The sequence below is a fragment of the Austwickia chelonae NBRC 105200 genome, from assembly GCF_000298175.1.
In the GTDB taxonomy this organism is placed as follows: domain Bacteria; phylum Actinomycetota; class Actinomycetes; order Actinomycetales; family Dermatophilaceae; genus Austwickia; species Austwickia chelonae.
This window is the reverse complement of record NZ_BAGZ01000008.1, coordinates 357121-369529: the sequence shown is the minus strand read 5'-3', so window position 1 is coordinate 369529 and position 12409 is coordinate 357121. Positions and strand designations below refer to the sequence as shown.

General features: G+C 63.9%; 12 protein-coding genes and 3 tRNA genes. 4 read left to right on the top strand and 11 right to left on the bottom strand.

What is annotated here, in order from left to right; all coding sequences use genetic code 11:
• Nucleotides 1-54: 54 nt before the first annotated feature.
• The 6 genes from rpmG to AUCHE_RS08285 form a co-directional block, all read right to left on the bottom strand.
• Nucleotides 55-225 (bottom strand): 50S ribosomal protein L33, encoded by a 171-nt coding sequence (gene rpmG, locus AUCHE_RS08310; protein ID WP_006502836.1) that lies wholly within the window; start codon nucleotides 223-225, stop codon nucleotides 55-57.
• 110 nt (nucleotides 226-335) lie between these two features.
• Nucleotides 336-409, bottom strand: a tRNA-Met gene (locus AUCHE_RS08305).
• Nucleotides 410-461: 52 nt separating this feature from the next.
• Nucleotides 462-534: transfer RNA gene (locus tag AUCHE_RS08300), tRNA-Thr, on the bottom strand.
• An 85-nt stretch (nucleotides 535-619) separates the two neighbouring features.
• Entirely contained in the window at nucleotides 620-1219 is a 600-nt protein-coding gene (locus AUCHE_RS08295) for an energy-coupling factor transporter transmembrane component T family protein (RefSeq protein ID WP_006502835.1), read from the bottom strand.
• Nucleotides 1213-1899 carry an energy-coupling factor ABC transporter ATP-binding protein gene (locus AUCHE_RS08290; protein ID WP_040322010.1) on the bottom strand — a complete coding sequence of 229 codons (687 nt, stop codon included), beginning with the start codon at nucleotides 1897-1899 and terminating at the stop codon, nucleotides 1213-1215. Before AUCHE_RS08290 ends, AUCHE_RS08295 begins: the two co-directional genes overlap by 7 nt.
• A 16-nt stretch (nucleotides 1900-1915) precedes the next feature.
• On the bottom strand, nucleotides 1916-2548 hold the full coding sequence (locus AUCHE_RS08285) for a biotin transporter BioY (RefSeq protein ID WP_006502833.1): 633 nt from the start codon (nucleotides 2546-2548) through the stop codon (nucleotides 1916-1918).
• 313 nt (nucleotides 2549-2861) lie between these two features.
• On the opposite strand from AUCHE_RS08285, the gene AUCHE_RS08280 reads away from it, so the two are divergent.
• Nucleotides 2862-4403 (top strand): Re/Si-specific NAD(P)(+) transhydrogenase subunit alpha, encoded by a 1542-nt coding sequence (locus tag AUCHE_RS08280; protein WP_006502832.1) that lies wholly within the window; start codon nucleotides 2862-2864, stop codon nucleotides 4401-4403.
• A gap of 6 nt (nucleotides 4404-4409) precedes the next feature.
• Nucleotides 4410-5897, top strand: a complete 1488-nt coding sequence (gene pntB / locus AUCHE_RS08275) for a Re/Si-specific NAD(P)(+) transhydrogenase subunit beta (RefSeq protein ID WP_006502831.1) — start codon at nucleotides 4410-4412, stop codon at nucleotides 5895-5897.
• 85 nt (nucleotides 5898-5982) lie between these two features.
• Here pntB and aroQ read toward each other — a convergent pair whose 3' ends face one another.
• The 5 genes from aroQ to AUCHE_RS08250 form a co-directional block, all read right to left on the bottom strand.
• Nucleotides 5983-6441, bottom strand: a complete 459-nt coding sequence (gene aroQ / locus AUCHE_RS08270; RefSeq protein WP_006502830.1) for a type II 3-dehydroquinate dehydratase — start codon at nucleotides 6439-6441, stop codon at nucleotides 5983-5985.
• Nucleotides 6438-8237: an NAD-dependent malic enzyme gene (locus AUCHE_RS08265; RefSeq protein ID WP_006502829.1), complete on the bottom strand. Its 1800-nt coding sequence runs from the start codon at nucleotides 8235-8237 to the stop codon at nucleotides 6438-6440. The genes aroQ and AUCHE_RS08265 overlap by 4 nt, the downstream gene beginning before the upstream one ends.
• Before the next feature lie 84 nt (nucleotides 8238-8321).
• A complete protein-coding gene (locus AUCHE_RS08260; RefSeq protein WP_006502828.1) occupies nucleotides 8322-9125 on the bottom strand; it encodes an enoyl-CoA hydratase in 804 nt (267 codons plus the stop codon).
• Nucleotides 9126-9175: 50 nt separating this feature from the next.
• Entirely contained in the window at nucleotides 9176-9970 is a 795-nt protein-coding gene (locus AUCHE_RS08255; RefSeq protein ID WP_006502827.1) for a helical backbone metal receptor, read from the bottom strand.
• Between the two features lie 67 nt (nucleotides 9971-10037).
• Nucleotides 10038-10121: transfer RNA gene (locus AUCHE_RS08250), tRNA-Tyr, on the bottom strand.
• A 171-nt stretch (nucleotides 10122-10292) separates the two neighbouring features.
• Here AUCHE_RS08250 and AUCHE_RS08245 point away from each other — a divergent pair.
• Together AUCHE_RS08245 and AUCHE_RS08240 are read left to right on the top strand one after the other, a co-directional pair.
• On the top strand, nucleotides 10293-10790 hold the full coding sequence (locus AUCHE_RS08245; protein WP_006502826.1) for a YajQ family cyclic di-GMP-binding protein: 498 nt from the start codon (nucleotides 10293-10295) through the stop codon (nucleotides 10788-10790).
• 79 nt (nucleotides 10791-10869) lie between these two features.
• The gene (locus tag AUCHE_RS08240) at nucleotides 10870-12372 is read left to right on the top strand and encodes an amino acid permease (RefSeq protein ID WP_006502825.1); all 1503 of its coding nucleotides are present in this window, start codon (nucleotides 10870-10872) and stop codon (nucleotides 12370-12372) included.
• Nucleotides 12373-12409: the final 37 nt, after the last annotated feature.

Genomic DNA, 12409 nt, shown 5'->3' with positions numbered 1-12409 from the left:
GTAGGCGGTCACACCTCAGAGGTGTGACCGCCTACGACGTTCGGCTGAAATGGCTCAGCGGGTCTCTCGATGTGCCGTGTGCTTGTGGCACTTCGGGCAGTACTTGTTCATCTCAAGACGGTCGGGGTCATTCCGACGGTTCTTCTTGGTGATGTAATTCCGGTCCTTGCAGTCCACACAAGCAAGCGTGATCTTCGGACGGACGTCAGTGGACTTGCTGGCCACGGGGCTACCTGACTTTCAGCTCGAGATATTCGCAGATACGACGTCTCCGGGGCGAGACGCATCGAGACAAAAGAATACGCGATTCCGGGCAGCACCCGAAATCGCGTCAGTAGCGAGGGCGGGACTCGAACCCGCGACACCACGATTATGAGTCGTGTGCTCTAACCACCTGAGCTACCCCGCTAAGGGACTAAAGCAGGCCGCCACCAATGATGACGACCTTGCCTCAGAACCAGAGCCCCGATAGGGAATCGAACCCTAGACCTTCTCCTTACCATGGAGACGCTCTGCCGACTGAGCTATCGGGGCTTGCTGCCGCAGTTCGTTTGCGGCTGCTCGGTAACTGTACAAGGTCAACCCAGGAAGCGCGAAATCGACGCCTCGCGGGCCGCGCTCAATCGTCGACACCCCTCGCGGCCAACGCATCACCGACATGCCCCGCATGATGAATAGTGCGGATCACCGTTGGGGTGGCCAAAGCTCGCAGACTACGCTCCAGTCCCCTTGCGCGACGTGCATCCCTGGTCTCCTCCAGTAACCGGCCGACCACCGGGATCGACCGCACCGTCAGCGCACAGAGCAATCCCCACCGCTCGGCATCAACCAGTCGGCGAGGAAGCCGTTCCGCCAGAACCACCGTCGTCTCCAACATGTCCTGAACCCTGGTCGTCAACGTGACCAGGCTCGCCCCAGCAACGGCCACCACCAGATTGGCGCACATCACGGCGGCGAACAGCCAGTCCTTCGACCACCACTGGTAGGCAAAGAGCATCAGGACGAACCATCTAAGCGGCCATATCTGGGCCACCGCCACCTGCGTCGGGACCCCGGCCGTCACATAGAGCACGACGACAACCACAGCCACTGCAGACACCGTACGAAGATCCGAGAACACGAAGAGCAGGATCGTGACCGCCATGAGGAAGAGCATCTTGACTGAAGGCCACGCCCGATGGACCAGCGAGTCGCCCGGAAGATACAGGCCGGTCAACATGACATGAGTTCCCGGTAGAAAGCCACCGAGTCCCGACCCGGACCATCGTGAACGATCCTGCCCCCGTCCACCACCACCACACGCGCCCAGTCCACGAGCAGGTCCAACTGGTGAGTGACCATGATCACCTGCTGGGAGAGCCCCTCCAGGAGATCCGCCACCTGACGCGAATGCCTCAGGTCAAGCAAGGTCGTCGGCTCGTCACAGACCAGGACCGAAGGCTCGGTCACCATGATCGCCGCGATGGCCAGCAGCTGCTTCTGCCCGCTCGACAGGAGATGCGCAGGATGATCCCGGTGCCCGTCCAGGCCGAACCTGATCAGAACCTCCCCCACCAGATGATCCACCTGGTCCCGAGGCAGTTTCCTCCGACGCAGCGAGAAAGCGACATCCTCGGCGACGGTCGGCATCACGATCTGCGCATCCGGATTGGGAAAGACGAAACCGACGCGCCGCCGCACCGCCGCACCCTGCTTAACCACGTCGAGCCCGTCGACAGTAACCCGGCCCGAGGTCGGCGTCACCAACCCGTTGATCATCCTCGCCAAGGACGACTTACCCGACCCGTTCGCACCGATGATCCCCACGCGTGGCTCGGAAAGGACCAGGTCGATCCCGTCCAGGACCTGACGTTCGCCATAGGCGTGACGAATACCGGAAAAGACGATTCCACTGTTCACCGAGGGCGCCACTTGTTCACCGACCTCGACGCAGCGCAGGAGTCAGGCCGGGAACCCCGCGATGCACCGCGGTGGCCACTGCGGTAGCCACCGCCGCCTTCAACAGGTCACCCGGGAAGAAAGGAATGTGGAGCACGAACTGGGCCCACAGGCTCGTCCTGGTCCGCACGGCGGCGTACGGGATCCCAAGAGCATGCATCACGACGATCCCACCGACGACGCAGGACAAGGCGATCCACCACGGCTCCACCTTGGGGAGACGGGACTGAACCATCGCCCCGATAACGGCTGCGCCGATGATGAACCCCACGAGATAGCCGACGGTCGGACCAGCCAACGCCGCCACCGTGGAGCGTCCCCCAGCCAGCACGGGAACTCCCAACAAACCCACTGCCAACATCAGAGCGATCGCCGCCGAGCCGCGCTTCCACCCGAGAATCGCACCGCACAACGAGACGCCGAGATGTTGAAAAGTAAAGGGGACCGGGGTTCCTGGAATGCTCACCGGAGGCGCAAGTCCCAGTACGACGGTCAAGGCTGCGAAAGCTGCGATGAGCGCGAGATCCTGCGCGGAAAAGAAGCGGCCCCGAGGCCGCCCCGAAGAATCAGAATTAGCCACCTCAGCGGTGACCTGGGTTTGTTCAGACATCCCTGCTCTCCTGTGAGCTACCAGCCATGAAGAGGGGAGTCCTCCCTCTCGGCGGCTGAGCCTAGCATCCACTTGAACACTGTTCAGTCAGTGCAAATCACGGAGAAGAAGGCCTCAGGGAGAAGACACCCGTCCGACCCCGGGAAACACCCGGCAACAAAAACCCCCGGAACCTCCACATTGCCCCTGCGCTCCCCTTACTATTCCCAAGGTCGATATCAGGACCTTCGGCCTTGACCATCTTTCCCCCCACCACGAACGTGGGTCCTGCCTGCGCCTGCCAGGGCGCGCCTCGCTGCGAAGGAGTCCTGCCGTGCGCATCGGCATACCCAAGGAGACGAACGCGGGCGAGACCCGCGTCGCCGCCACACCGCAGACCGTCGCACAGCTACTGAAACTCGGATACGAAGTCACCGTCGAGGCCGGCGCAGGGCAGCACTCAGCCCTGGCAGACGCCGCCTTCGCCGACTCCGGCGCCGAGATCAGCATCGCCGAAGACGTCTGGTCAGCCGACATCGTCATCAAGGTCAACGAACCCCACGACGACGAACTCGCCCTCCTCCGCGACGGCGCCACCCTCATCGCGCTCCTGTCGCCCAGACTCAACCAGGACCTCGTCGACAAACTCGCCACCCGCAAGATCACCGCCCTGTCCATGGACGCGGTTCCTCGCATCTCCCGCGCCCAAGCCCTCGACGTCCTCAGCTCCATGGCCAATATCGCCGGCTACCGCGCCGTCGTCGAAGCAGCCCACGAATTCGGACGCTTCTTCACCGGCCAAGTCACCGCAGCCGGAAAAGTTCCCCCGGCCAAGGTCTTCGTCGCCGGAGCCGGCGTGGCAGGGCTCGCCGCCATCGGAGCAGCCAATGCCCTCGGCGCGATCGTCCGAGCCAACGACGTCCGCCCCGAGGTCGCCGAACAGGTCGAATCAATGGGCGCCGAATTCGTTCATGTCGACGACCCCGGCGCACAAGTGAGCTCGGACGGGTACGCCAAGGAGATGGGAGAGGAGTACCAACGCCGACAAGCGGCGATGTACGCCGAGCAGTGCAAGGACGTCGACATCATCGTCACCACCGCACTGATCCCCGGGCGCCCGGCCCCACGGCTCATCACCGCCGAGATGATCGCCACCATGAAATCCGGCAGCGTCATCGTCGACATGGCCGCAGCCACCGGCGGCAACGTCGAAGGAACCGTCGCCGGAGAGAAAATCGTCACCGACAACGGTGTCACCCTCATCGGATACACCGACCTCGCCGGACGACTCCCCACCCAGGCCAGCCAGCTCTACGGCCAGAACATGGTGAACTTCCTCAAACTGGCCACGCCCGACAAGGACGGCCAGCTCCGCCTCGACATGGACGACATCGTCATGCGAGGCATGACCGTGGTCAAAGACGGCGAACTCATGTGGCCCCCACCGCCCGTCCAGGTATCCGCCGCACCGCCGCCAACACAGCCGACCCCCGAGGTACCAGCCCCCCAGCCCCCGAAGAAGACCTCGCCCGCAACCAAAGCGGCTGTTCTCACCGGAATCGGAGCTCTGTCGCTCCTGCTCTTCGCTTTCTCCCCCGAGCCCTTCCTCGGACACTTCATGGTCTTCATGCTCTCGGTGGTCATCGGCTACTACGTGATCGGCAACGTCCACCACGCACTCCACACGCCCCTGATGAGCGTCACCAACGCCATCTCCGGGATCATCATCGTCGGCGTACTCCTCCAGATCGGACGAGACAACTCCCCCGTCTTCGTCGACGTCCTCGCCTTCATCGGCGTCCTGCTGGCCAGCATCAACATCTTCGGTGGTTTCACCGTCACCCAACGCATGCTCGGCATGTTCCGGAAGGACTGAGCAGCCATGACCCTCACCCTGGTGCAAGGCTCGTACATCATCGCCGGGCTGCTCTTCATCCTCAGCCTCGCCGGGCTGTCCAAACACGAAACCGCCGAAGGCGGAAACCGCAACGGCATCCTCGGGATGGGCGTAGCCCTGCTGATCACCATCCTCGCAGCCGTCATCGGGATCGACGCCGCAGGAGAAACCAACGACCGCGACGGCAGCGGAAGCACCGGCCTGGGCCTGATGCTCCTCGCCATGGCCATCGGAGCAGCCATCGGCATCTGGAAGGCACGCAAGGTCGAGATGACCGGCATGCCCGAACTCATCGCGCTGCTCCACAGCTTCGTCGGACTGGCAGCCGTCCTCGTCGGATACAACAGCTTCTTCGAAGCCGAACACCGCATCCACGAAGCCGGCGGAATCGCCGACCGGATCCCCGACCTCGCCGGGACCCTCGGCCCCATCCACAGCGCAGAAGTCTTCATCGGCGTCTTCATCGGCGCCGTCACCTTCACCGGCTCAGTGGTGGCCTACCTCAAACTCAGCGCCAAGATGAAGTCGGCGCCGCTCATGCTGCCCGCACACAACTGGATCAACCTGAGCATCCTCGCCATTTCCACAGCGCTCACCGTCTTCTTCGTGAAGACACCGAGCCTCGCCCTCCTCGGCGGGATGACCGTGCTCGCCCTGGCGCTAGGGTTCCACCTCGTCGCCTCCATCGGTGGCGGTGACATGCCCGTCGTCGTCTCCATGCTGAACAGCTACTCCGGGTGGGCCGCCGCCGCCGCCGGTTTCATGCTCAACAACGACCTCCTGATCATCACCGGAGCCCTCGTCGGATCATCAGGTGCCTTCCTCTCCTACGTGATGTGCAAAGGCATGGGACGCTCCTTCATCAACGTCATCGCCGGTGGATTCGGCTCCGACGGCGGAGTCGTCGGCGAGGCCAAAGACTACGGCGAACATCGTGAGGTCGATGCCGAAGCTGTCGCCGACCTCCTCCTGGAAGCCAAGAGCGTCGTCATCACACCGGGATACGGCATGGCGGTCGCCCAAGCCCAGTACCCGGTCGCCGAGATCACCGAAACACTCCGCAAACGCGGAATCACTGTCCGCTTCGGTATCCACCCGGTCGCCGGCCGCCTCCCCGGACACATGAACGTCCTGCTCGCCGAAGCCAAAGTGCCCTACGACATCGTGCTGGAGATGGACGAGATCAACGACGACCTCGCCCACACCGACGTCGTCCTGGTGATCGGAGCCAATGACACCGTCAACCCGGCGGCCCTCGACGACCCCCACTCCCCCATCGCCGGAATGCCAGTGCTCACCGTCTGGGAAGCCGGGCAGGTCATCGTCTTCAAAAGGTCCATGGCCACCGGATACGCCGGCGTGCAGAACCCCCTGTTCTTCAAGGAGAACACCGCCATGCTCTTCGGCGACGCCAAGGAACGGGTGGACGACATCCTGCGCGTCCTGCACACCCGTGCAGCCGCCGGAATCTGAACCGCGCACCAGCTCCGGCAATCAACCCGGCACCACGTCGGCCCGGTCCCAGTGTGGGGCCGGGCCGACGTTCATTCAACGCAGATCAAGAATGGGCGCTGTCCTTATCCAGATGACGAAGCAACGCCGAGAGAGCCAACTCGTACCCCAAGGTTCCGCAACCGACCACCAAACCCACCGCTACGTCGGACAAATAGGAGCGGGAACGAAATCCTTCCCGCGCATGAACATTGGTGATGTGTACCTCCATGAAGGGAAGACCTGATCCCACCAGGGCGTCCCTCAGCGCCACCGAGGTGTGGGTGAATGCGCCCGCATTGACCACCACGCCGACGACCCCCTCGTCCGTCCACGCCTCGATCCGATCCACCAAAGCGCCCTCGTGATTGGATTGGAAATCCACCAGCTCGACACCACGGTCAGCCGCGAGCGCCCTGCAACGGGTGATCACTTCCGGCAGGGTGTCCGTGCCATAGCGTTCCGGTTCCCGCACGCCCAACCGGCCCAGGTTGGGGCCGTTCAGTACCGCGATCTTCCCCGTCATGAAGGTTTCTTCGTGTTCTCGTCGTCGGTGGGTTCCGAATCCACGGCGGTGTCCTCGACGGTGGACGGAGAAGTCCCCTGTCCCGGCAGGACGATCTTCGGGTAGACCGGTTGCCACATCGACTCGTACACCTGCTGGACCGGGTCCTTCATCTCGATCTTCGACAGTCCCTCCGCGTGGGCGGTCTGAGCGACCCGGATGGCCACAGTGCCCGAGACCCTCCGCAGGTGGGAGATCGACGGAAGCAGAGCTTTACCCGGGGGAACGACGTCCACGATCTCTGCGACGGCCTCGGCTGCGGCCGAGATCATACGGTCGGAGACCCGTTCGGCTTTGCTCACCACGACGCCCAACCCGATCCCGGGGAACACCAAGGCGTTGTTGGCCTGGGCGATCTGATAGGTCTTGCCTGCGTGGACGACCGGCGCGAAGGGAGAACCTGTGGCGACCAGTGCGCGACCGTCCGTCCACGCGACGATGTCCGCAGGGACCGCCTCGGCCCGGGACGTCGGATTCGACAGCGGCATGATGATCGGCCGGTCGACGTGGGCGGCCATCTCCCGGACGATTTTCTCGGTGAAGGCGCCGGCCCGGGCCGATGTCCCGATCAGCATGGTGGGGTGCACATTGCGGACCACGTCGGCCAAGGAGATGTGCCGGGAGTCGTCCAGGTCCCATGAGGAGATCTCTTCCTCGGGTCGGGCATAGGGCCGTTGAAAAGGTCGGACGGCATCGCCCAACCCCGTGGTGATCAGGCCCTTGGAGCCCAGGCACCAGAACTGGCGGTTGGCTTCCTGCGGGGTCAGTCCTTCCCGGACCATCCGGTCCCGCATCAGGTCTGCGATGCCCACTCCGGCCGTGCCTGCGCCGAAGATGACGACGCGCTGTTCGCTCATTCTGCTGCCGGTGGTCTTCACCCCGGCGATCGCGGCAGCCGTCACCACAGCTGCCGTCCCTTGGATGTCGTCGTTGAAGGTGCAGCACCGGTCGCGATACTTCTCCAGGATCCGGTGGGCGTTGCCGGCGCCGAAGTCTTCCCAATGGATCATGGCGTGGGGGAAGAGCCTGGTGGCCGTCTCCACGAAATGTTCGATGAACAGGTCGTACTTGCGTCCGCGGGTCCGGCTGTGTCTGGTGCCCAGGTAGAAGTCGTCGTTGAGCAGTTCCATGTTGTCGGTGCCGACGTCCACGACGACCGGGATCACCCGGCGGGGGTCGATCCCGGCGGCTGCTGTGTAGACCGACAGCTTGCCCACGCAGATCTGGACCCCGCCGACGCCCTGGTCGCCGATGCCGAGGATCCCCTCGGAGTCGGTCACCACGATCAGATCGCACTGTTCGGGGTCGAGTCCGTAGTTGAGTAGTGACTCCTCGACCTCTCCGGGGTAGTCGACCGACGTGAACACGCCCCTCATGCGGTGGTATCCGTGGCTGAACCGTTCGATCACGTCCCCGATGGTGGGCGTGTACACGATCGGGAGCATCTCCTCGAGGTGTTCGGCGAGCACCCGGTAGAAGAGCACCTCGTTGCGGTCACGTACCGCTGCGAGATACGCATATTTGGTGATCTCCGTGGGCTGTTCCGAATACTGCTCGTAGCATCGTCGTACCTGCTCGGCCAGGGTGTTCACCCCTGGCGGGAGCAGCCCGGCCAACCCCAGTGCGTGGCGTTCGGGCCAGGTGAAGGCTGTACCACGGTTGATCGTCGGGTTCGCCAGGATCGTGTTTCCCCGCACGTTGATCTTCAACCGTGGCGCACCTCGGTCAGGGACGAACTCGTAATTGGGGATCGGCATGCCTCCCAGCCTAATCCGCGTCTTCTTCCGGGCCCTACCGGATGCTGTCGATCGGGCCCCGGGCCGAGGCGCCGCACGGACCGTTCAGGGCAGACTCCGGAAGTCCGGGCGTTCCTTCGCCAGGAAGGCCCGGACGCCTTCACGAAAGGCCTCGCTGCCATAAGCCGCCTCCAGCAGGGTCTCGTCAAGGACCGGGTCCTCCTGGGACGCGCTGATCCGCCGTAGCTGTTCCTTCGTGGTCCGCACGGTGATCGGTGCAGCATGCAGGATTCCCTCCACCAGATCGTCCAGCTCCCGGTCCAGTTCTGTCCTGCTCTCGCAGACGGTCAGCAGCACACCCAGTTCGTAGGCGCGGCGGGCATCGCACAGTCTGCTCGCGAGGAGCATCTGCCGGGTCGTGGACTCCCCGAAGATGTGCACGCACCGTTCCAGCAGTGGACGGGAGAGCGCGTTACCCAGGGTGCGGGCGATCGGATACCCGAAGCGTGACGAGGAGGTGGCCACCCGGAGGTCGCAGTAGGTGGCGACGGCCAGGCCACCGCCCACGCACAATCCGTCGATCGCGGCGATCGTGACCTGGGGCAGGTCCGCCAATGTGGTCAGCATCGACCGGACCCGTCGCTCGTAGGCCACCGCCTGGGCGCCTTCGGTCATATCGGCGAACTCGGCGATGTCGTTCCCGGCGGCGAAAGCCAAGGCCCCTGCCCCACGGAGCAGCACGACTCGCGCGGCCCTGTCGGCTGCGAGCTCTTCGAAGACCGACGTCAGCTGTTCGTACATCACGGCGGTGAAGGCGTTGTGCCGGTGGGGACGGTTGAAGACGATCTCGGTCAGTTCCCCGCCGTGGCTGCGCGTCACGATCAGGTCCTCGCCACGGTGTGTGCTCATCGTGTGCATCCCTCCTGTGGGGTGGCCCGTGCTCTCATCCTGGCCCGGGATCAGTGCAGAGCCGCCCGTAAGGAGCCGACGATTTCTGTCGGCGCCTCGACCATCGACGGCCCGTACCAGGTCAGCATGCGGCCGGCCAGGTAAGCCACCGGACAGGAGAAGACTTCCGGACCGTCCGATGCGGAGAAGGGGTACGGCTCGTCGGGCAGGAGCACCAGGTCGATCTCATGAGCTGCGACGATGTCCTGCGGGGAAAAGCGAGGATAGCGGTCCGTCCCTGGGGGAGCCACGGGCTGGACCCCCAGTCGTCGCAGGACGTCCGCGGCATAGGTGCTCGGCCCGACGCACATCCATGGACGACGCCATATCGGCACCATCACCTGCAGCGGCCGTCCAGCGCGGACCTGCGGCGGATCGGACCAGGCCTGTTCCGCCTCGACCAGCCAACGACACGCCCGGGAAGGCCGCAACAACTCCAGTATTCGGCCCAGCGACCGGAGAGCTCCAGGAACGTCCATGACATCGGTCACCCACACCGGGACACCGGAGTTCTGCAATGCTTCCACGTCGACGCGCCGGTTCTCCTCCTTGCCGGCGATCACCAGGTGAGTGTCCAGTTCGAGGATTCGGCTGATGTCCGGGTTCTTCGTGCCACCCACCCTCGCTACCGAGAGTCCGGTCGGATGAGTACACCAGTCGGTCGCCCCGACCAGGAGTGCAGGATCAGTGCAGGCTACGGCCTCCGTCAACGACGGGACCAGACTCACCACCCGTTCGACCGGGCGAACGAGCGTCAACGCACGGCCTAGGTCGTCACGGACAACGCCGGGTCGGGAAAGAGCCATACGATCATTCTCGACCGCACCACGAACAATGGGGCCTGACTCATCGAGTCAGGCCCCATTGTTGCGCTGGTGGCAGGTGAAGGATTCGAACCTTCGTAGCTTTCGCGACGGATTTACAGTCCGCTCCCATTGGCCGCTCGGGCAACCTGCCGTGGTGCGCCCGCACAGCATAGCAACGATCCCCCAGGGTGAGTCCAATCCGCTGCCCACAAGGGGCAGAATGGTGCGTCGAGACAGCGATGAGAAGGCTCCGCGCCGCCTCACCGCCGCGAGATCCCCTTGTCCCGCGCCGTCCGACATCACATCCCGACCCAGGAGAGACATGGCCGACAGCTCATTCGACATCGTCAGCAAGGTCGACCGTCAAGAGGTTGCCAACGCCCTCAACCAGAGCCAGAAGGAGATCTCCCAGCGCTACGACTTCAAAGGGGTCGGTGCCAGCATCGACTTCAGCGGCGAGGACATCATCGTCATGAAAGCCAACAGCGAAGAGCGCTGCCTCGCCGTCCTGGACGTCTTCCAGACCAAGCTGGTCAAACGCGGCGTCTCCTTGAAGTCCTTGGACACCGGTGAGAACCAGCCCAAGGCCTCCGGCAAGGAATACCGGCTGGAAGGCCAGCTGAAGAACGGCATCAGCCAGGAGAACGCCAAGAAGATCTCCAAACTGATCCGAGAAGAATTCCCCAAGTCCGTCAAGCCTCAGATCCAAGGCGACGAGCTGCGGGTCACCAGCAAGAGCCGCGACGAACTCCAAGCCGTCATGCAGATGCTCCGCGAGTCGGATCTGGACGTCGCCCTCCAGTTCACCAACTACCGCTGACCGCCTGCCGCCGGGAGGAGACCCCCTCCCGGCGGCGCGATTCCCCCGTCGGCGCCCCACTCATGAGCCGAGGACCATCATGAAACCTGTATCGTCCGACCCCGGCGCGCTCCCGCAGCACGCCCATCGACCCGGCGAAGGCGAGCGCACGCGCGACAGAGCGACGACGCAGGTCGAAATAACCGACGGGAACACCCACCCGCCTCAGAACGACGGACTGCACCGAACGCTGAAGAACCGGCACATCCAGATGATCGCCCTAGGCGGAGCCATCGGGACCGGGCTGTTCTACGGGTCGAGCGCCAGCATCAAGATGGCCGGGCCCGCCATCATCCTGGCCTACCTCGTCGGGGGGTTGATGATCTTCCTGATCATGCGCGCTCTGGGCGAGATGTCGGTCCAGAACCCCGTGTCGGGTGCCTTCGCCCACTATGCGCACGAGAACGTGGGACCCTTCGCCGGTTTCTTCTCCGGTTGGAACTACTGGTTCAACTACGTCACGGTGAGCATGGCCGAACTCGCCGTGGTCGGCATCTACGTCAACTTCTGGTTCCCAGATATCCCCAAATGGGTCAGCAGCGCGGTCTTCCTGGTCCTGATCACCGCGGTCAACCTCGTGAGTGTCAGCGCCTACGGAGAATTTGAGTTCTGGTTCGCACTGATCAAGGTCGTCGCCATCATCGCGATGATCATCTTCGGGCTGGCGATGGTTCTCTTCGGCCTGGGCAACGACGGGACCCCGGTCGGGTTGAGCAATCTGACCGATCACGGAGGCTTCTTCCCCCACGGCTGGTGGGGTGCCACCACAGCTCTCGTGATCGTCATGTTCTCCTTCGGCGGGGTGGAACTCATCGGCATCACCGCCGGGGAGGCCGCAGACCCTGCCCGGAGCATCCCCAAAGCCATCAACGAGGTCGTCCTGCGGATCTTCGTGTTCTACGTCGGCGCGATCTTCGTGATCCTGTGCATCTTTCCCTGGGACAAGGTCGGCGACGAGGGCAGCCCGTTCGTCACCGTCTTCGCCAAGATCGGCATCCCTGCCGCCGCCAGCCTGCTCAACGCCGTGGTACTGACCGCGGCGATCTCCGCCTACAACAGTGGTCTCTACAGCAACGGCAGGATGCTGCTCTCCCTGGCCAGGCAGGGAAATGCGCCACGATTCCTCCAGCGGGTCAGCGCTCAGGGATCGCCCTACGCGGGGATCCTGGTCTCCTCGGCGGTCACCGGCGTAGCGGTCCTGCTCACCTATCTGCTCCCGGAGAAGGTCTTCCTGTACCTGATCTCGGTGGCGCTGACCGCCGCGAATCTCAACTGGATCCTGATCGTCTTCACCCAGTTGAAGTTCCGGCGGCGCATCGGCGCGGAAGAAGCACGGGCGCTCAAATTCCCCATGCCTTTCCACCCCTTCTCGAATTACCTCGTCCTGGCTTTCTTGGGACTCATCACCGTGCTGATGTGGTTCCTCCCCGACTTCCGCTACGCCCTGTACGTCGCCCCGGCCTGGATCGGCACCCTCAGTCTCGGGTACTTCCTCAAATGCCGCGCGGAAGCCAGGCACGGAACGGGATCCCCGATGCCGTGACGAAATCCGGCCGGGCCCCCAGAACTCACCCGGGCAC

Excerpts from the sequence above, each read along its gene's own strand:
- AUCHE_RS08295 (WP_006502835.1), bottom strand. The coding sequence starts at position 1,219 with ATGTTGACCGGCCTGTATCTTCCGGGCGACTCGCTGGTCCATCGGGCG.
- AUCHE_RS08240 (WP_006502825.1), top strand. The coding sequence starts at position 10,870 with ATGAAACCTGTATCGTCCGACCCCGGCGCGCTCCCGCAGCACGCCCAT.
- AUCHE_RS08255 (WP_006502827.1), bottom strand. The coding sequence starts at position 9,970 with ATGGCTCTTTCCCGACCCGGCGTTGTCCGTGACGACCTAGGCCGTGCG.
- AUCHE_RS08285 (WP_006502833.1), bottom strand. The coding sequence starts at position 2,548 with ATGTCTGAACAAACCCAGGTCACCGCTGAGGTGGCTAATTCTGATTCT.
- AUCHE_RS08245 (WP_006502826.1), top strand. The coding sequence starts at position 10,293 with ATGGCCGACAGCTCATTCGACATCGTCAGCAAGGTCGACCGTCAAGAG.
- AUCHE_RS08260 (WP_006502828.1), bottom strand. The coding sequence starts at position 9,125 with ATGAGCACACACCGTGGCGAGGACCTGATCGTGACGCGCAGCCACGGC.
- aroQ (WP_006502830.1), bottom strand. The coding sequence starts at position 6,441 with ATGACGGGGAAGATCGCGGTACTGAACGGCCCCAACCTGGGCCGGTTG.
- pntB (WP_006502831.1), top strand. The coding sequence starts at position 4,410 with ATGACCCTCACCCTGGTGCAAGGCTCGTACATCATCGCCGGGCTGCTC.
- AUCHE_RS08265 (WP_006502829.1), bottom strand. The coding sequence starts at position 8,237 with ATGCCGATCCCCAATTACGAGTTCGTCCCTGACCGAGGTGCGCCACGG.